The 17,970-nt window shown below is 51.9% G+C and carries 19 protein-coding genes; 15 read left to right on the forward strand and 4 right to left on the reverse strand.

Translation table 11 applies throughout. The features are described from left to right. Positions 1-25: 25 nt before the first annotated feature. From pptA to AWR26_RS12895, 10 genes are all read left to right on the forward strand, one after another. On the forward strand, positions 26-256 hold the full coding sequence (gene pptA, locus AWR26_RS12850) for a tautomerase PptA (RefSeq protein ID WP_064566344.1): 231 nt from the start codon (positions 26-28) through the stop codon (positions 254-256). Between the two features lie 776 nt (positions 257-1,032). Then, a complete protein-coding gene (locus tag AWR26_RS12855) occupies positions 1,033-2,307 on the forward strand; it encodes an HlyD family secretion protein (protein ID WP_064566346.1) in 1,275 nt (424 codons plus the stop codon). Further along, positions 2,300-4,399 carry a peptidase domain-containing ABC transporter gene (locus tag AWR26_RS12860; protein WP_064566347.1) on the forward strand — a complete coding sequence of 700 codons (2,100 nt, stop codon included), beginning with the start codon at positions 2,300-2,302 and terminating at the stop codon, positions 4,397-4,399. The genes AWR26_RS12855 and AWR26_RS12860 overlap by 8 nt, the downstream gene beginning before the upstream one ends. A gap of 181 nt (positions 4,400-4,580) precedes the next feature. Next, positions 4,581-4,817, forward strand: a complete 237-nt coding sequence (locus AWR26_RS12865) for a hypothetical protein (protein ID WP_064566349.1) — start codon at positions 4,581-4,583, stop codon at positions 4,815-4,817. 330 nt (positions 4,818-5,147) lie between these two features. Next, a complete protein-coding gene (locus AWR26_RS12870) occupies positions 5,148-5,387 on the forward strand; it encodes a hypothetical protein (RefSeq protein WP_064566351.1) in 240 nt (79 codons plus the stop codon). Between the two features lie 418 nt (positions 5,388-5,805). Then, the gene (locus AWR26_RS12875; protein WP_064566353.1) at positions 5,806-6,045 is read left to right on the forward strand and encodes a hypothetical protein; all 240 of its coding nucleotides are present in this window, start codon (positions 5,806-5,808) and stop codon (positions 6,043-6,045) included. A 115-nt stretch (positions 6,046-6,160) separates the two neighbouring features. Further along, on the forward strand, positions 6,161-6,418 hold the full coding sequence (locus AWR26_RS12880) for a hypothetical protein (protein ID WP_064566355.1): 258 nt from the start codon (positions 6,161-6,163) through the stop codon (positions 6,416-6,418). A 137-nt stretch (positions 6,419-6,555) separates the two neighbouring features. Next, positions 6,556-6,792 (forward strand): hypothetical protein, encoded by a 237-nt coding sequence (locus AWR26_RS12885; RefSeq protein ID WP_064566357.1) that lies wholly within the window; start codon positions 6,556-6,558, stop codon positions 6,790-6,792. Between the two features lie 120 nt (positions 6,793-6,912). Next, positions 6,913-7,149, forward strand: coding sequence for a hypothetical protein (locus tag AWR26_RS12890; RefSeq protein WP_064566360.1), 237 nt, complete (start codon positions 6,913-6,915; stop codon positions 7,147-7,149). Between the two features lie 143 nt (positions 7,150-7,292). Further along, positions 7,293-7,484, forward strand: coding sequence for a bacteriocin (locus AWR26_RS12895; protein WP_064566362.1), 192 nt, complete (start codon positions 7,293-7,295; stop codon positions 7,482-7,484). Between the two features lie 354 nt (positions 7,485-7,838). Here the strand turns inward: AWR26_RS12895 and AWR26_RS12900 are convergent, their stop codons facing one another. After that, positions 7,839-8,411: a flavin reductase family protein gene (locus AWR26_RS12900; protein WP_064566363.1), complete on the reverse strand. Its 573-nt coding sequence runs from the start codon at positions 8,409-8,411 to the stop codon at positions 7,839-7,841. Between the two features lie 79 nt (positions 8,412-8,490). After that, positions 8,491-10,269: a sensor domain-containing diguanylate cyclase gene (locus tag AWR26_RS12905; RefSeq protein WP_064566365.1), complete on the reverse strand. Its 1,779-nt coding sequence runs from the start codon at positions 10,267-10,269 to the stop codon at positions 8,491-8,493. Between the two features lie 236 nt (positions 10,270-10,505). On the opposite strand from AWR26_RS12905, the gene AWR26_RS12910 reads away from it, so the two are divergent. From AWR26_RS12910 to nhoA, 4 genes are all read left to right on the forward strand, one after another. Further along, positions 10,506-11,207 carry an ABC transporter ATP-binding protein gene (locus AWR26_RS12910; RefSeq protein ID WP_064566367.1) on the forward strand — a complete coding sequence of 234 codons (702 nt, stop codon included), beginning with the start codon at positions 10,506-10,508 and terminating at the stop codon, positions 11,205-11,207. Further along, entirely contained in the window at positions 11,204-12,169 is a 966-nt protein-coding gene (locus AWR26_RS12915) for an ABC transporter substrate-binding protein (protein ID WP_064566369.1), read from the forward strand. Before AWR26_RS12910 ends, AWR26_RS12915 begins: the two co-directional genes overlap by 4 nt. A 47-nt stretch (positions 12,170-12,216) precedes the next feature. Then, positions 12,217-13,872, forward strand: coding sequence for an ABC transporter permease (locus AWR26_RS12920; protein WP_064566371.1), 1,656 nt, complete (start codon positions 12,217-12,219; stop codon positions 13,870-13,872). 72 nt (positions 13,873-13,944) lie between these two features. Further along, positions 13,945-14,787 carry an N-hydroxyarylamine O-acetyltransferase gene (nhoA, locus tag AWR26_RS12925; protein WP_064566373.1) on the forward strand — a complete coding sequence of 281 codons (843 nt, stop codon included), beginning with the start codon at positions 13,945-13,947 and terminating at the stop codon, positions 14,785-14,787. Here nhoA and AWR26_RS12930 read toward each other — a convergent pair. Beyond that, positions 14,784-15,359: a TetR family transcriptional regulator gene (locus tag AWR26_RS12930; protein ID WP_064566374.1), complete on the reverse strand. Its 576-nt coding sequence runs from the start codon at positions 15,357-15,359 to the stop codon at positions 14,784-14,786. The two genes, nhoA and AWR26_RS12930, sit on opposite strands and share 4 nt — an antisense overlap. Positions 15,360-15,478: 119 nt before the next feature. Here AWR26_RS12930 and AWR26_RS12935 point away from each other — a divergent pair, with 119 nt between their 5' ends. Next, positions 15,479-16,966, forward strand: coding sequence for a SmvA family efflux MFS transporter (locus AWR26_RS12935; RefSeq protein WP_064566376.1), 1,488 nt, complete (start codon positions 15,479-15,481; stop codon positions 16,964-16,966). An 11-nt stretch (positions 16,967-16,977) separates the two neighbouring features. Here AWR26_RS12935 and yddG read toward each other — a convergent pair whose 3' ends face one another. Next, complete coding sequence (yddG, locus tag AWR26_RS12940) at positions 16,978-17,871, reverse strand: aromatic amino acid DMT transporter YddG (RefSeq protein ID WP_064566378.1); 894 nt, start codon at positions 17,869-17,871, stop codon at positions 16,978-16,980. Positions 17,872-17,970 lie beyond the last annotated feature (99 nt).

Consider the following 17,970-nt stretch of genomic DNA (forward strand, 5'->3'; position numbering starts at 1 on the left):
CTCTCTTGAAAACAAGGAGTTTGCTATGCCGCACGTTGATATCAAATGTTTTCCCCGCGATCTGAGCGATGAGCAGAAAACCGCGCTGGCGGAGGATATCGCCGGAGTGATTATTCGTCATCTGAACAGCAAAGAGAGTTCCATCAGCGTTGCGCTGAATGAGTTCGCGCCGGAAGAGTGGAAAGCGCAGGTCTGGGATACGGAAATTGCGCCGCAAATGGAGCAACTGATCAAAAAACCGGGCTACAGTATGTAAATTCCCGGCTGCCCACACCGCCTGTGTGGGCTTTTTTTTAACCGCCCGCGAGTTATCGCCATTTCTGTTATTGCATTTTTTGTATGATTCCCCGCCGATGATTACCCACGGGATATCTGCATACTCGTCAGTACATCGCTGCCAGGGAGGCATCCGCGGAAACCTATTCTATAGTTGCCCTTCCTGCGTATGGTATTGCCGGAAGTGATTTCCGCTGGCGTTCACGTACTATATACTCTGGCAAAACGGCAGGGCGATATTGAAGCAAAGCGACCACACAAGGTTACCGGGATGTTATTCACGCCATCGTCCGACGTTAATTAATTACTCCTGATGATAATGCGCCCGTGCTGACGCATTATTTATATGTATTCATGTTTTTATTAATAGCCATTTTTATTATACACTTTGCGTTTATTTTATTACGTCTTTAATCAATTTAGGAACTTTCAGATTTGCAAGTTGTCCATCAAAAATATAAAGTTCGACTGAATCTATGCCTGGTTGATTAAATTTATAATGACTCTGGCGCAAAACATATATTGAGCATTTGTATTTGCTGTTCATATACGTTACCGGCGAATGAAATTCTACCAATATCTGTTATCATTTAAATTGTGCTTGCCACCTTCAATATTATTAATGTCGAATCTTGCATGTGATTGTTTTTGTTAAAACAATGCCACGTAATTATTTTCTTTGTGAATGTATTTTTATTTAGTGATAAATAGCAACTAAATAAGACCCGATAAAATATCCCACTAAGGAGGGGGGTAATGTTTAGAAAGGAAGCACTTGAAAACCGAAAAATGAGATGGCGCGGACGCGCAATTTTACTGCCGGGCGTCCCGCTCTGGCTAATTATTATGTTCTGTGTCTGCTTTCTGGCCGCTTTTCTGACCTTTGTAATTGATGGCACATATATGCGCAGGGTAAACGTCAGTGGAGAAATTACCACCTGGCCACGTCCGGTCAATATTTATTCGAATGTGCAGGGGTTTATTGTTAAATCCTACGTTACCGAAGGTCAAAAAATAAAAAAAGGCGATCCGGTATACCTGATTGATGTCAGCCGAAGCACCCATAGCGGCGTGGTCAGCGACAATCAGCGCAATGACATCGAGCAACAAATCACCCGTGTGGAAAATATTATCGCCGGGCTACAGGAGAGTAAAAATGCCACGCTGAAAACGCTTGAGAAGCAAAAGCAGCAATATAGCGAAGCGCTTAAATTTTCGACCGATGTTATTCGCCGGGCAGAAGAGGGCGTCAAGCTGATGAAAGAGAACATGGAAAATTATCGTCGTTATCAGGCCCGGGGTCTTATCACCAAGGATCAACTGACGAACCATGTGACGCTCTATTATCAGCAGCAGAATGATCTGTTAGGTCTGCGCAGCCAGAGTGAACAAAATGCGCTGCAGGTGACCAGCCTCGAGAGTGAAATTCAGACGCAGGCGGCAGATTTCGACAACCGTATTTACCAGATGGAACTTCAGCGTTACGACCTGCAAAAAGAGCGTCTGAATGCCGATATCAGCGGTGATGTGATTGTCCGCGCAACGTCTGACGGCAAAATCGACTCCCTGAGCGTCACCGCCGGGCAAATGGTGAATACCGGCGACAGCCTGTTGCAGATTATCCCCGAATCTATCGATCACTATCTACTGGTGGCCTGGGTGCCAAACGATGCGGCGCCGTATATCGCCGTCGGCGACAAAGTCAATCTCCGTTATGAAGCTTTCCCTGCCGAAAAATTCGGCCAGTTTTCGGCAACCATCAGCCAGATATCTAAAACACCGGCTTCAACGCAGGAAATGATGACTTATCCTGGTGCGCCGAAAAATGTCCAGGGTACATCGATCCCTTATTACAAAGTCGTTATTAAACCCGATCGCGAAGTGGTGGAGTACGACGGAAAACGTATTTCTCTGGAAAATGGCATGAAGGCGCAGAGCACGCTGTTTCTCGAAAAAAGAAGAATTTATCAATGGATGCTTTCCCCGTTCTACGACATGAAGCACAGCGCAACAGGACCTGTAAATGAGTAATAAAAGTCTATTTTCCGCGCTGCTCGGCAAGCTGGATTTAAGCTGGTTCCGACGCGTTCCGATGGTACACCAGACCGAATCTTCGGAGTGTGGTCTGGCGAGTCTGGCCATGATCTGCGGCCACTATGGCAAAAATATTGACCTGATAAGCCTGCGTCAGCAGTTTAACCTCTCAGCAAGGGGAACCACGCTGATTGGGTTGAATGAAATTGCGGGCCAGCTTGGCCTTGCCACCCGCGCATTATCGCTGGATATGCACGAGCTGAAGTTGCTGAAAACTCCTTGCGTCCTGCACTGGGATTTCAACCACTTTGTCGTGCTCGTCGCCGTCAAAGGCAATAAGTATGTGATTAACGATCCGGCACGCGGACGCAGAACCGTCGGCCAGGCGGAGATGTCACAATACTTTACCGGCGTCGCGCTGGAAGCCATGCCGGGCAGTGAATTTACCCAGGAAAAAGTAAAAAATCGCGTACGCCTGCGCTCGCTGGTCGGTAGCGTTCACGGGATTAAAGCCACGCTGGCAAAGATCTTTTGTCTTTCTATCGTCATTGAAGCGATCAACCTTGTACTGCCAGTGGGCACGCAGTTGGTCATGGACCATGCAATTCCGGCGGGCGATCGCGGTTTGCTGTCGCTTATCTGTATCGGGCTGTTTTTCTTTATTATGTTGCGGGCCTCTGTCAGCATGTTGCGCGCCTGGACATCGCTGGTGATGTCAACGCTCATTAATGTGCAGTGGCAATCGGGCTTATTCCGGCACCTGATTAAACTGCCGCTGGGCTATTTTGAACGGCGTAAAATGGGGGATATTCAATCCCGTTTCGGCTCACTGGATACGCTGCGTGAAACCTTTACCAGTAGCGTCGTCGGCGCCATCATGGACGGCATCATGGTGGTTGGCGTATTAATAATGCTGGTGTTGTACGGCGGCTGGCTGACATGGGTAGTTCTTGGTTTTACCGCGGTTTATGTGCTGATCCGTCTGTTGACGTATAACTACTATCGCCAACTCTCTGAAGAACGCCTGGTCAGAGGCGCGCGCGCCAGCTCCTATTTTATGGAGACGCTGTACGGTATCGCGACGGTCAAAATGCAGGATATGAGCGAGCGTCGCGGCACTCACTGGCTAAATTTGCAGGTCGATACCATCAATACCGGGATTAAACTTACCCGTTTGGATTTCTTTTTTAACGGCCTTAATACGTTTATTGCCGCCTGCGATCAGGTCGCGATTTTGTGGCTCGGTACCAGTCTGGTGATCGACAATCAGATGACCATCGGTATGTTTGTCGCCTTTGGTGCCTTCCGTGGCCAGTTCTCCGATCGTGTCGGTTCGCTGGTTGAATTCTTACTGCAACTGCGAATGATGAGTTTGCATAACGAACGTATTTCCGATATCGCTTTGCACGAACGCGAGCCGAGAAAACCGGATTTACCGGCAACGACGGAAATGCGTCCTCTCGGTCTTGAAACCACCGGGCTGAGTTATCGTTACGACAGCCAGTCGGCGCCGATATTTAATGATCTGGCGCTGCGAATTGAGCCGGGCGAGAGCGTAGCGCTGGTTGGCGCTTCCGGCGCCGGAAAGACGACATTAATGAAAGTGCTTTGCGGCCTGTTTGAACCCGATGCGGGTAAAGTGCTGGTTGATGGTATGGATATCAAACAACTCGGGATAAATAACTACCACAAAATGATTGGCTGCGTGCTACAGGATGACAAGCTGTTCGCCGGTTCTTTGCGGGAAAATATCTGTGGGTTCGCTGAACATGCGGATGAGGAGTGGATGGTGAAGTGCGCCAAAGCAAGCCATATCCATGATGTTATCCTCGCGATGCCAATGGGCTATGAAACGCTCATTGGCGAACTGGGCGAGGGGCTCTCCGGCGGGCAGAAGCAGCGCGTATTTATTGCGCGTGCGCTTTATCGTAAGCCTGGATTGCTCTTTATGGATGAAGCGACCAGTGCGCTGGATCATGAAAGCGAAGCCTGCGTAAATAATGCTATCAAACAGTTGAATATTACTCGCGTTATTATCGCACACCGTGCAACAACTATTGCAACAGCGGATCGCGTTATCAACCTGTAATTTCATAAACACCCTGCATGCCGCTTTGTTTACTTTAGGAATAATATTTCTAATTATTTCTGGACGATAAAGCGGCATATAATAGATAATTTCTTCACAGGTTATAAAGAATACCTGTGCAAGAGAAACAAGTTAAAAATGCAATTAACTAAAATGCAGTAAAATATTAAGGATAATATTTATGAAAGAACTTAACTCTATTGAAATGCGTGAAGTATCTGGTGCTGGCCTGCTGTCAGATTCGGCTGGTCTGCTCGGTAGCGGTATCGGCGCTATTGTTGATATGGCTATGGGTGGTAAAAGCACAACAGGTGCAGATTTTGGTCGCAACATGGCTGAAAGCATCGCCACTATCGTTGAATCTGGCTTCGGTATTATTAACAATATCTTCAACAGCCTGTTCGGCAAGAAAAAATAAATTATTAATACCCTCTGATAGCTAAGCGCCATTAGTTATTATTTGATTTCTATGTTTGGTGGCATTCCTTATGGAATGCCATTTTTATTTATACTGTGGAAAATATTCTTCCTCTTACAAATAACTCTGTGGATTGCTATTTTTACGGGTATTTTTTAGGAAATTTATCACTTACAATCGCTGGACAGAAAAATAATTTCAGCAGATAATTTCCTTTAACAAGTCAGTATAACGTTTGTCGTTATTAGAAATAATAACAAGAGAAAGCGATAGTAATAATTTTAGATTACTGCTTCGCATTTAAATAAGTAAAAATTAAGGATAATAGTCATGAAAGAACTCAATACTGTAGAAATGAAAGAAGTCTCAGGCGCCGGTTTTTTAACTGATACCGCAGGCATGCTCGGTGGCGGTATCGGTGCTATCGTTGACCTGGCTCTGGGTAGCAAAAACACCGCAGCAGCTGACGCAGGCCGTAATATTGGGAAAGGCATTGGCGGTATTGTTGAAGCCGGCATCAATGCAATTACCTCTTTCTTCGGCGGTCTGTTCGGTAAAAAAGGCGAATAATCCCCGCTAAGCATCATTTATTAATACTCTGGTAGCTCTTCTCATAAGTGATATTCCAGTCGGGATATCACTTATTTTTATCTGACCGTACGACACCTTTCCTAAATAATCTAAAATAACGTACTCTCTGCGTTCATTGTGTGCATCATGTTAATTTCCTTTTTCGATACCATATGACTAGCATATATTTATCGGTAGGGCTGGGTTTTCAATTTCCACTGTAATTTCGGCATGTTGTTTTAGGAAAAATATCTCACACTCTTTATAGACAGCGCGAAGTGTTTTAAGAGATACTTTACTCAACGAATAAAACAGAGTTTAAAAAACCTTTATAAATAACTTTCATGAGCAGTGTGGAATTAATTCTATAAACTCCTGTTGCATATTATAAAGTGCATTAAGATTAAGGATGATAAGCATGAAAGAACTCAACGCAATTGAAATGCAAGAGGTTTCAGGCGCTGGCATTTTATCGACTGCTGGTAGCATGGTTGGCGCAGGTATCGGTAGTATCCTTGATGCTATTACTCCTGGTGAAAGCACACTCATGACTGACGCGTGCCAGACTATTGGTCGGTTTATTGGTGCAATAGCTGAAAATCCTCTGGGAATATTTGGCGTCATACTGAGTAATTTATTAAGCCGTAACAACGGCTAATAATCGTGAAAATATTTTTAATTAACAGATCCAGCGTGTCATTCCATATCGGGTAACACTTTTGATCATTGAATCGTTGGTTTCCTTCGATTTCTAACAATACTAAGGAGTATTTATGAAAGAGCTTAATAATAACGAAATGATGGCAGTTTCTGGCGCTGGTTTCTTATCAGATGCCGCTGGTGCATTTGGTGGTGGCCTGGGCGGCATCGTTGACATTTTCCTGGGTGGTAAGAAAACCACGTTCTCTGATGCCGGCCGTAGCATTTGCGAAAGCATCGCAGGCGTCTTTGAATCAGGCTATGACATGGCCAAAAACGCGATTAGCGGCCTGTTCGGCGGAATTTTAGGGATGTTTGGTAAAGATAAATAATCTGCCAAACATTCCTGAAAGATAATAGATTCTATTTTTATTTACTGACCGGGAGTGGTATTCCTGCCGGAATAACGCAACTAGTTTTAATGGATGGGGTGATTATTCTACCCCCCCTAACATAAAAAGGAGTATTTATGAAAGAGCTTAACAATAACGAAATGATGGCTGTTTCTGGCGCAGGTTTTCTGTCTAATACCGCTGGTATGATCGGTGGCGCTCTGGGTGGCGTTGTTGACGCTATCCTGGGTGGCGACAAAACCACTTTTGCTGATATGAGCCGTAAAGCTTGCCAGGCTGTTGCCGGCTTTATCGAATCTGGTTTTGGTATCGTTAAAAATCTGTTCGGTGGCCTGTTCGGCTCCAAAGCATAATTGACAGATTAATAATTCCATCCGTAGTAAATCCACATGGATGATATTTCCACTGGAATATCATCCGGGGAAGTTAGTTTCGGAGTTAACGCTCCGTATTTTAAAATATAAGGAAATATCATGAAAGTACTGAACAACAATGAAATGATGGCCGTTTCTGGCGCAGGTTTTCTGTCTAATACCGCTGGTATGATCGGTGGCGCTCTGGGCGGCGTTGTTGATGCAATCCTGGGTGGCGACAAAACTACTTTCGCAGATTTGAGCCGTAAAGCTTGCCAGGCTGTTGCTGGTTTCGTCGAATCCGGTTTTGGCATGATTAAAAATCTGTTCGGTGGCCTGTTCGGCTCCAAAGCATAATTAATCTGCCAGGCGCTTCTGACAGAAAAATATCTCAATTTTTAAGTAACCGGCCGTCGGTGATATTTTCCTGAATTATCACTGATGGTCATAGAGGCCCGAAGTTTTGCTTCGGTTTATTTTAGAATAGAAGGAATTTTTTGATGAAAGAATTAAACAAAAATGAAATGCAGGCAGTTTCTGGTGCCGGTCTGTTCGACTTTATTTTTGATACAGTAAGCGATGTTTTTCAACCGATCACTAACGCTGTTGCAAAAGGGCTGGGTGATATGATCGCCAAAGGCGTGTCTATTATCGGAAACCTGATTAATAAAGACTTTTTTGGCAAAAACTGATCTCTGACCAGATTACTGGCAGCAATCCGTCTTTAGTTTTTACATGGTAGTTTTTAAGTGGCACTGCATATAGAGTGCCACTTTTTTTCGAAATAAATGAAACATCGCTTTGTAGCGTAGCTCAGTTTTATCTCCTCAACTTAATGCTACATGAGTATTTTCCTCAGGGAGAGACTTATGTTCCGGATACTTCAAATAACCACACTCGCCATGCTTTTGACCGCACACATCGCTGTGGCCTCCGCTGCAGATGTTCTCGCCGGGCCAGGTGGTGAAGCAGGGCGCGGAAAACAGCCCGGTCAGTTACGCACAGCTTGAGCGCGGCAATAACCCAATCGCGCAACAGATTAAACGCTACTCGCCGGCGGTAAGGCGTTTGCCGCTGGCGACAAAATTTCCGCCGCCCAGATGATGAATGGTATTGAGTTTGTCGTCATCAAACTGCCAGCGGCCGTTGAAAAACGCCCGTTCGTCGGCAGCCGCAGAAACCACTTCGCCAAACAGCGTGTCATATTTCTCCTGCGCCGCGGTGGGTGGCAACAGGCGACACTCCATCCACGCCAGACATTTCTCTTCAATCACCGGCAGGCCAAGCACCGGGCCGGCAAAAGCAGGAATGCCATAACAGTTGAATTTATCTTCATCGCGCCCGGTAACACTGCCGACCGCATAACTCCAGTTAGTCGCCGCCACACCCGGCACCACAATGCCGAACATGCCGCTGCGTTCAATCAATTCGCGCGACCAGGCGCTTTTATCCACCACAATCGCAATACGCGGCGGGGAAAACTCCACCGGCATCGACCAGGCCGCCGCCATCACATTACGGCGATCGATCTGCTCATCACGGCTGGTAATCAAAATCGTCGGGCCATGGTTTAACAGGCGGCTGGCGTGTTCTAATGCCACCGGACGAAAATAGCTCATAAGCAGCTCCTTGATGCGTGATTTTCCGGCATTAAATGACTGTTCTGCTACCAAAGCAAGCGCAGACCAGGGGAAAGGGTTATCCGGCGCTTTTGGCAACGACAATTTTCCCTCGCCCTTGTTCTTTCGCCATATAGAGCGCCAGATCGGCGGCGCGCACCAGATTATCGGCCCGGGCGTGGCGCGGCCAGGTAGCCAGCCCAATCGAGACTGAAACCGGGCCAATATCCTGTGATTCATACAGCATGTGGTGATTAAACACATTATGCAGCAGCGCTTCGGCCACAATTTTCGCCTGCGCTTCATCGACGCCCGGCAAAATAATCAGAAACTCCTCGCCGCCATAGCGGAACGCAATACTGTTCTCATCCAGCGTTTCGGTGATCAGTTTCGCCATTTCGCGCAGCACTTTATCACCGGCTTCGTGGCCGTACTGATCGTTGAGCTTTTTGAAGTAATCGACATCGAGCATCAGGCAACTGAGCGTGCTGTTCTCCACCATCGCCTGATCGATCATATTCCGCAGCGTCTCATCCAGGCTGTAGCGGTTGCGCAGGCCAGTCAGTGAATCATACGTCGCTCTTTCTGTCAGAGTATCGCGCAGGATCTGGTTGGCTAGCGCCAGCGCCAGCGTTTCCGCCAGTAACTCCAGATAGGCATATGGCGGCTCTTTGCCCGGCGTGTAATTATCAAAGGTCAGCAAGCCAATGCTCTTATTTTGCGCATTGAGCGGCACGCAGATTGCCCGCGACGCCAGTTCCGGCAAAATATGTTCGCACGGCATATCCACGGTGTCTTTGCCTGGGCTATGCAGTTGCCCGCGCTTCAGCGCCCAGCAATGTTCCGCAGGGAAGGTGGCATCCTCGCCGGGCGGCAACCCCCAGCGCACCACGCATTTCATACGATTAGTCCGCGTATTCAGCACATAAAGCCGACCGCCCATTTCCGGGATGATTTGCGGCGCAAAACGGTCAACCACACGGAAAATAGCGCTGTGTGTATCGCAACCCTGCAAACGTTGAGTCATGCGCGCCAGCAGGGTACGCGTGGCCCATTCCTTGTCGCGTTCTTGCTCAAGCCGCTGCCTGGCAAGGCCATTTTCTCGGAAAATATGGATCGCCTGCGCCATATCGCCAATCTCATCCACCTGCGCCAGCACCGGCGCTTCGACGTTGTAATCCTGCGTCGCCAGCCGGTTCACCACATCACTGAGCGTCACCACCGGGCGCAGAATACGGTGTTTGATAATAAAGCCGAGCACAAACAAGAACAGCAGCGCGGTCACGCCGACCATCACTTCCGATAAAGTACGCAGACGCAGCGAGAGTGTTGTCGCTTCTTTGATGGTAGCCTGCGTGCGCTGATCCACCAGGCTGCGAAAATGGGCAAAGCGGTATTCGGCCTCTTCGAGCTTTTCTTCGTAGCTGCCGCTGAACAGCAGATTAACGCCGTCGACGGCTTTGCCGTTTTGCACACCCTCAATGGCGATACGCTGCTCTTCTTCAAGCTGGTCGAGGGTGGTAAGCCCATCGCGCAGAATCAGAATTTCTTCATCGGATGCGCCGCTATCACGCAGGGCAACCAGCCGGTTTTCCAGATTGACGTCCTGTTCAAGTCGGGTTTTCCAGCTCTGTACCGTTTCCGGCGTAAATTTGATTACCGCATCGCGCGCCATATCGCTGAGCGCAAAGGCTTCTCTCTCCAGATCGTCGATCAAGGTATCAAACGTCCGGCTTTGCGCCACCGTGTCGCGCTCTTTGTGTTCGGCGCCTGAAGCCATAAACAACGCAACGCCGGAGGTCAATGTCAGTACCACTGTCGCGATGTAAGCATAATTAGTGATCGTTGCGATACGCACGAGAAACCCTTTTTAAAGACGGTGAAGATGTTATGCCTTTCAGTTTAGACATTTGGTTAAAAATCAACGCGCAATAATGACGTCATTTCTTCGTCATAATCCCTGCCTATAGTCAGCCGCATCAAATCCCAAAGAGGATAACAAGATGTTTGCTCCCCTGACTTTAGTGCAGGTGGATGCGCCCCGTTGGCAGAAACCGACGGGTGGATCACCGCTTCCCGCTGCGGAGGGCGCTGATGTTCGCATTCACTGACATCCGGCTGCAAGGTGTTTCCTACGCCTTTGGCACACATACCGTTCTTAATCACATCGATTTGCATATCCAGCCTGGCAGCATCGTTGCGCTGCTTGGGCCTTCCGGCTGCGGCAAAAGCACGCTATTGCGATTGCTGGCAGGGTTGAGCGAACCGGCGGAAGGTGAAATCTGGTTTGGCGATCGGCTGGTCGCGAAAGCGGGCTGGTCGCTCCCGCCGGAAGCGCGCGATATCGGCATGGTTTTCCAGGATTACGCCCTGTGGCCACACATGAGCGTGGCGCAAAATGTCGCTTTTCCGCTGAAGATGCGCAACGTACCGCGCGGCGAGTGCGAACAGCGTGTCATGCAGGCGCTCAGTATGGTCGGGCTGGCGGAGCTGGCCCAGCGCAAACCGGCCGGGCTTTCTGGCGGCCAGCAGCAGCGCGTCGCGCTGGCGCGGGCGATAGTCGCCGAACCTGGCGTGCTGCTGTTCGATGAGCCGCTCTCCAATCTCGATAGCGCACTGCGCGAATCTTTGTGTCATGAGATGTCCCGCCTGCTGCGCCAGCTCGGTACAACAGCCGTTTATGTCACGCACGATCGCCGCGAAGCCGAATGGCTCGCCGATCGCATCGTGCATTTAGCATCCGGAAAAGTGGAATCCGTCAGAAACATCACTTCATCCTCAGGGGAAATCGCATGAAAGCCTTACTGTCCGTGAAAAAAGGAGTCGCTTTAGCCATGGTGCTGTCGTCCATGATGTCCAGCGCGCACGCGCTAACCGTTTATACCGCAGGCCCCGGTTCGCTGGCGAAAAGCCTGGCCACCGGTTTCGAGCAAAAAACCGGCGTGAAGGTCAACATTTTCCAGGCCACCACCGGCAAAGTGATGGCGCGCCTGGAAGCTGAACAGGCCAATCCGCAGGCCGATATTCTGATTTCAGCTTCCTGGGATACGGCGGAAGATCTGCATCATCGCGGCTGGTTGCTGCCGTTTGCCAGCGCCAATGCGGATAAGGTTCCGGCTGCGCTGAAAAGCGCGGATTACATTGCACAGGGCGTCTCGGCGCTGGGCATTGTCTGGAATACCAAAAGCGGCACGCCGGAACCGAAAGAGTGGCAGGATCTGACGTCAGCAGCCTTCAAAGATAAAGTCACTACGCCCGATCCGGCGCTGTCCGGCGCCTCGCTGGATTTGCTGATCGGTCTGCAAAACGGTATGGGTGAGAAAGCCTGGCAACTGTTTGATGAACTGAAAAGCAACGGCATGGTGGTCAGCGGCCCGAACGCGCAGGCGGTAACGCCGGTAATGCAGGGGGCGAAAGCCGCCGTCTTTGGCGCGGTTGATTACGTCACTTATGGCAATATCGCGCAGGGCGAATCGCTGAAAGTGATCTTCCCGGCCAGCGGCACGGTGATTGCGCCGCGCCCAATGATGATCCTCAAAACCACCCAGCATGCCGATGACGCAAAAGCGTTTATCGATTACGTCCTGTCGCCGGAAGGGCAGAATATGGTTGCCGATGCCTGGTTGATGCCTGCGCGCACGGATGTGGAAGCAAAACGCCCGCTGTTTAGCGAATTGAAGATTCTGCCGACGCAAAGCAGCGGCACCAGCGAGCGCGGCGACGTTCTGAAGCGTTTTAACGCCCTGTTTACGAAGTAACCCTCGCCATTTATCGCGGGGGCAACCCCGCTTTCAGGATACCTGCTGTGAACCAGAAACTGATTGCGCGGGTGACGATAGGGCTGCTGCTGATACTGGTTGCGCTACCGTTACTGTTTATTCTCTTGCAGGCGGTGTTTCCGCAGTTTAGCGCCGGGATCTTTAGCGGTGCGTTCTCCGGTATTCCGCTCCTGCTGGCGGAGCCGCAACTGCCGTTAATGCTTGGCGGCACGCTGCAAATCGCCACGGGTGTGGCACTGCTGAGTGTGATCATCGGCTTGCCGCTCGGCGTGGCGCGCGGGCTGTTTGATCTGCCGTGGCCAAAAGCGTGGGATCTGCTGTTTCTGATCCCATTTTTAACGCCGCCTTATATTGCCGCCTTATCGTGGATGCTGGTCCTGCAAACGCAGGGCTATCTGATGCAGCTTACCGAGATCGATCTCAATAATTTGTTGTTCAGTAAAACCGGTATCGTGCTGGTCATGACGCTGAATATTTTTCCGGTGGTCTATTTTGCCGTATCGCGCAGTTTGCTGGCCAGCGGGCAGCGGCTGGCGCAAGTCGCCCGCGTTCATGGCGCGACACCGTGGAAGGCGTTTTGCCATATTACGCTGCCGTTACTTTCTCCGGCGCTGGCGGCAGGTACGTTGCTGGCGTTTACCCTCGCGGTGGAAGAGTTCGGCGTTCCGGCGGCGCTTGGCTCCCGTGCGGGCGTGGTGATGTTGACCGTCGGCATTGAAGAGAAGCTGGCAGACTGGCCGATCGACTTGCCCGGCGCATCGATCCTGTCGGTGATGTTGATCGCCATAGCGCTCTGCGGCTGGTGGCTGCAACGTCTGTTGACGGGCGATCAAGACGTGACCAGCGTCTCCGGCAAACCCACCGAACATGTGGGCGCGAAACTGGGTTTTTTCACGCTGCCGGTACTGCTGGTAATGAGTAGCGTAGGGTTTCTGGCCGTGGTGCTGCCGGGCCTGTCGATGGCGGTAAGCGGTTTTAGCGCGACGCTTTCCGGCGGGCTGACGCTGGACAATCTGACGGTTAAAAACTTTGCGGCGCTCTTCGCCCAGCGTGGTGATGCACTGCCTGCGCTCGGCACCAGCTTGTCGCTGGCGCTGGGCGCGGCGCTACTCACCGGGCTACTCGGGCTGTGCGCCGCCTGGTTGGTGGTGATGCAGAAGATAAAAGGGCGCGCGGTGATCGATGCGCTGTCGCTGATGCCGGCGGCGTTGCCCGGCGTGGTGGTGGGTGTCGGGTTGATCCTGTTGTGGAACCGCAGTTTCTGGCCGGTTTCGCCATACAACACCTGGGGGATTTTGCTTATCTCCTATTGTTGTCTGCTGCTGCCGTGGCCGGTGCGCTACATCGGCAGCGCCATGCGTCAGTTAGGCGGTAACCTCGAACCAGCGGCACGCGTACACGGTGCCAGCGCATTTCAGGCGCTGCGTCTGATTGTGCTGCCGCTGATCTTCCCGGCGATGCTGGCAGCCATGCTGATGGTTTTCGCGATTGCTTCACGCGAACTGGTGACATCGCTACTGCTGTCGCCCGCAGGAACGCAAACCGTCGCGGTGTTTATCTGGCGGCAATTTGAGCAGGGTTCGGTAGGGCAAGGAATGGCAATGGCCACGCTGACGCTGATCGTCGGGCTGGCGTTAATGCTGACAGCGCTGTGGCTCCTGCAGCGCAACACAAAGCATTAAGAGGGCACGAAATCGCCTGTCGGCGCAAAAAAATGCGGTATAACAAAGGGACACCACGCACAAGGAGCCTGTATGACCCCTTTTTTGACCGCTTATCTGGCCAGGATTGGCTGGAATCTGACGCCCGATGTCTCACTTGAAACGCTGCGGGCGCTGCATTTGCAGCATAATGGTGCCATTCCCTTTGAAAATCTTGATGTTGTTTTGCCACGCGAAATCGAACTCAGCGATGAAGCTCTCTTTCAAAAGCTGGTCGTCGCCCGGCGCGGCGGCTACTGCTTTGAGCAGAACGGGCTGTTTGAACGTGCGCTGAAAGAGGTCGGTTTTACGGTACGCAGCCTGTTAGGGCGGGTGATCATTTCCAATCCGCCACAGATGCCGCCGCGCACCCATCGCGTTCTGCTGGTTACCCTCGAGGGAGAGCAGTGGATTGCCGATGTCGGTTTTGGCGGGCAAACCCTGACTGCGCCGATTCGTCTGCTGGCGGAGGTGGAACAGGCAACGCCACACGGTCTTTATCGGCTGCAACGCGCAGGGGAAGATTGGGTATTGCAGTTCCGCCATCACCAGCGCTGGCAATCGATGTATCAGTTTGAAATCGGGCCGCAGTACCAGGCTGATTTCGTGATGGGTAATTTCCACTCCGCCCACTGGCCCGCATCGCATTTTCGCCACCATCTGCTGATGTGCCGCCATCTGCCGGACGGCGAAAAGCTGACGCTGACCAATTTCCACTTCACGCACTGGAATAAAGGGCAGGTTGAGGAAGATAAGGTGCTGGCGGATGTTCCGGCGCTGTACGAAACCTTGCAAACGCGTTTCGGGCTGGGCGTCAGCGATCCGCAGTACGGCTTCAGCGTCCAGCAACTCGAAGAGGTGATGAGCCGCTTCGACTTACACGGCGAACACGCTTAACACAGCTCTTTTTCTATCATTACCGCCAGATGGCGATTGAAGGCCGCTTCATCGACATCTGGCATGCCCAGCATGCAAATCCCGTCCATGCCGCAGACCAGCGCAATCAAACGCCAGGCGATATTTTCGGCGCTGTCGCTGTCGGAAAACGCGCCCGCTGCGCGGCCAAGGTTTATCAAGTGAACCACTTTGACATGCCACATGTCGAGGGTGGTCAGATAAGCCCCTTTGAACTCCGGATCTTTATTCGCCAGCAGCAGCGCTTCGCGCCACAAATGCACATAGGGCTCAAGACCACCTTCATCGCTGCCCAGCATGGCATGCAGTTGATCGCGCCACGGCGCGCTGGCAGGCAATAGCTCCACATTCAGCAGTTCGTCAATCAGACGAATAAAAGCCTGCGCCTTTAACGCACTTGCCGATGCGAAATGGTGGTGAACTTGCCCGGTCGCCACTCCGGCTTCGGTGGCGATGCGGCGCACTGTCATGGCGGAAAATCCCTCCGCTAACGCGACGCGCATGGCGGCTTTGAGGATCTCTTCCCGGCGATCGTCGCGGTTTAAATAGCGCATATAACCTCGGTTCAATGGATGCGAAACGGAGTGTAACAAAAAGCTGGACATGCGTTCAACATTGCGTAGGATCGCCATTTCTGGACGCGCGTCCAGGATTAAACAATTACGGAGAAGTTATGTTTCGTCAGTGGTTAACGTTGGTCATTATTGTGCTGGTTTATATTCCGGTAGCGATTGATGCAACGGTGCTGCATGTTGCCGCGCCAACGCTCAGCGCGGAGCTGAACGCCAGCGGAAATGAGCTACTGTGGATTATTGATATCTACTCACTGGTGATGGCGGGCATGGTGCTGCCGATGGGGGCACTGGGCGACAAAATCGGCTTTAAACGCTTGCTGCTCATCGGTAGCGCACTGTTTGGCGGCGCATCGCTGCTGGCTGCGCTGGTCACCAGCGCCAGCGAACTGATCGCCGCGCGCGCACTGCTGGCCGTCGGCGCGGCGATGATTGTTCCGGCAACATTAGCCGGTATTCGCACCACCTTTTCGCAAGCGCGGCACCGCAATACCGCGCTGGGCGTCTGGGCGGCGATCGGTTCTGGCGGTGCGGCTTTTGGGCCGTTGATTGGCGGTATATTGCTGGAACATTTCTACTGGGGATCGGTTTTTCTGCTCAACGTACCGATTGTGATCGGCGTGATGATCCTGACCGCCCGCTATGTGCCGCGCCAGACCGGGCGTGCCGAACAGCCGCTGCATCTGAACCAGGCGCTGGTGCTGATTGTCGCCATCCTGCTGCTGGTGTGGAGCGCAAAAACAGCGATGAAAGGGACGTTACCGCTGTGGATGATTGCCAGCACGCTGATTAGCGGCACCGCGCTGCTGACCGGGTTTGTGCGTATCCAGCTTGCCGCCGCCACGCCAATGATCGACATGCGCCTCTTTACTCATCGCGTGATTTTGACCGGCGCGTTGATGGCGATTACCGCCATGGTGACGCTGGTTGGTTTTGAACTGCTGATGGCGCAGGAGCTGCAATTTGTCCATGGCTTTACGCCCTTCGCCGCCGGAATGTTTATGCTACCGCTGATGCTGGCGAGCGGGTTTAGTGGACCGATAGCTGGCGTGCTGGTGTCAAAACTCGGCCTGCGTCGCGTGGCGACGGGCGGCATGGCGTTCAGTGCGCTAAGTTTTCTCGGCTTATCGATGACTGATTTCGCCACCCAACCGTGGCAAGCCGGAAGCCTGATGGCGCTGCTGGGATTCAGCGCCGCCAGTGCGTTGCTGGCCTCTACCGCCGCGATTATGGCGGCCGCACCACCAGAGAAAGCGGCGGCGGCCGGGGCAATAGAGTCGATGGCCTATGAGCTTGGCGCAGGTCTGGGGATCGCCGTGTTCGGCCTGATCCTGAGCCGCAGTTTCGCCGCCTCGATCCAGTTACCGCAAGGGCTGAGTAGCACGCAGGCCGCCCAGGCTTCCTCATCGATTGGCGAGGCGTTTCGCCTGGCGCAGGATGCACAACCGCTGATGGCGCAGCAAATTATTAGCGCCGCCAAAACGGCCTTTACCGGTTCACACAGCGTTGCGCTGAGTACCGCAGGCGCATTACTCATGCTGCTGGCGATCGGCATCTGGTTTAGCCTTGCGCAGGTGAAGCATAAATAGTGGCAGCCCGCTTAGGCCGTGCGGGCTACCTGGCGGGTCGACCACCAACAGAGCAGCGACCCGCCGCACACCATCACGGCGCCCTGCCAGAAGGAGAAAGAGAGCGGGGCGTTCAGCATCACGGCGGCCAGCGCCGAAGAGAGCACCGGAGTAAAGTAGGAAGCGGCGGCCAGCACCGTGACATTACCGTGCAGGATACCGATATTCCACGACGCATAACCAAAGCCCAGCGCCACCGCCGTCATGACTAATTTCACCGTTACCGACAGGCTGAAAACCATCTCCGGTTGCGGTGAGCTGGCATATTTTACCCATAGCGTCGCCGCCGTCAGCAGAACGAACAGCGTAATGCCATTGGCGCCCTGCGCATATTTGGCCGTTACCGTACAATAAATCGCCCAGATAAATGCCCCGGCAAATGCCAGCGCATAACTGAGCGGGCTGGAAATAATATTTTCCCGGATGTCAGTCATATTCAGGCCGTTCTCGCCGCCAAGCACCCAACAAACGCCAAGTAATGCAAGCAATAGCCCCGGAATAACCCAGAAAGTCGATTTTTGTCCGTTAAATAATATGGCGCACAGAATGGTCAGGCTCGGCCATAAATAATTGACCATGCCCACTTCGATTGCCTGTTGGCGGGTGGCGGCCAATCCTAACGACAGGGCAAGGCAGAGTTCATAACTAACAAATAACAGGCTGCCGACCAGCAGATATTTGCGCGGGAAGCGGCGCACATCGGGAAACCCGACGGTGAAGATCAGCAGGATACCGCTCAGGGTATAGATCAGCGCCGCGCCGCCCACCGGTCCCAGGCCTTCACTGACAGCGCGAATAAAACCGACCATGGTGCTCCATAAGAATACCGCCAGTAAACCAATTAACGTTGCACGTTTTCTGTTCATTGCTGCACTTTATCGGGAAAAACAAAACCTCAGCTTATAACACGGATTAATAACCTGGCGCGAATTCATCACCGCGTTATCTACTCCTTATGGCTTAAT

This window comes from Kosakonia oryzae, from assembly GCF_001658025.2.
Taxonomy (GTDB): Bacteria; Pseudomonadota; Gammaproteobacteria; order Enterobacterales; family Enterobacteriaceae; genus Kosakonia; species Kosakonia oryzae.

Coding starts and splice junctions, on each gene's coding strand:
- pptA (WP_064566344.1), top strand. CDS start 26: ATGCCGCACGTTGATATCAAATGTTTTCCCCGCGATCTGAGCGATGAG.
- AWR26_RS12855 (WP_064566346.1), top strand. CDS start 1,033: ATGTTTAGAAAGGAAGCACTTGAAAACCGAAAAATGAGATGGCGCGGA.
- AWR26_RS12860 (WP_064566347.1), top strand. CDS start 2,300: ATGAGTAATAAAAGTCTATTTTCCGCGCTGCTCGGCAAGCTGGATTTA.
- AWR26_RS12865 (WP_064566349.1), top strand. CDS start 4,581: ATGAAAGAACTTAACTCTATTGAAATGCGTGAAGTATCTGGTGCTGGC.
- AWR26_RS12870 (WP_064566351.1), top strand. CDS start 5,148: ATGAAAGAACTCAATACTGTAGAAATGAAAGAAGTCTCAGGCGCCGGT.
- AWR26_RS12875 (WP_064566353.1), top strand. CDS start 5,806: ATGAAAGAACTCAACGCAATTGAAATGCAAGAGGTTTCAGGCGCTGGC.
- AWR26_RS12880 (WP_064566355.1), top strand. CDS start 6,161: ATGAAAGAGCTTAATAATAACGAAATGATGGCAGTTTCTGGCGCTGGT.
- AWR26_RS12885 (WP_064566357.1), top strand. CDS start 6,556: ATGAAAGAGCTTAACAATAACGAAATGATGGCTGTTTCTGGCGCAGGT.
- AWR26_RS12890 (WP_064566360.1), top strand. CDS start 6,913: ATGAAAGTACTGAACAACAATGAAATGATGGCCGTTTCTGGCGCAGGT.
- AWR26_RS12895 (WP_064566362.1), top strand. CDS start 7,293: ATGAAAGAATTAAACAAAAATGAAATGCAGGCAGTTTCTGGTGCCGGT.
- AWR26_RS12900 (WP_064566363.1), bottom strand. CDS start 8,411: ATGAGCTATTTTCGTCCGGTGGCATTAGAACACGCCAGCCGCCTGTTA.
- AWR26_RS12910 (WP_064566367.1), top strand. CDS start 10,506: ATGTTCGCATTCACTGACATCCGGCTGCAAGGTGTTTCCTACGCCTTT.
- AWR26_RS12915 (WP_064566369.1), top strand. CDS start 11,204: ATGAAAGCCTTACTGTCCGTGAAAAAAGGAGTCGCTTTAGCCATGGTG.
- nhoA (WP_064566373.1), top strand. CDS start 13,945: ATGACCCCTTTTTTGACCGCTTATCTGGCCAGGATTGGCTGGAATCTG.
- AWR26_RS12930 (WP_064566374.1), bottom strand. CDS start 15,359: ATGCGCTATTTAAACCGCGACGATCGCCGGGAAGAGATCCTCAAAGCC.
- AWR26_RS12935 (WP_064566376.1), top strand. CDS start 15,479: ATGTTTCGTCAGTGGTTAACGTTGGTCATTATTGTGCTGGTTTATATT.
- yddG (WP_064566378.1), bottom strand. CDS start 17,871: ATGAACAGAAAACGTGCAACGTTAATTGGTTTACTGGCGGTATTCTTA.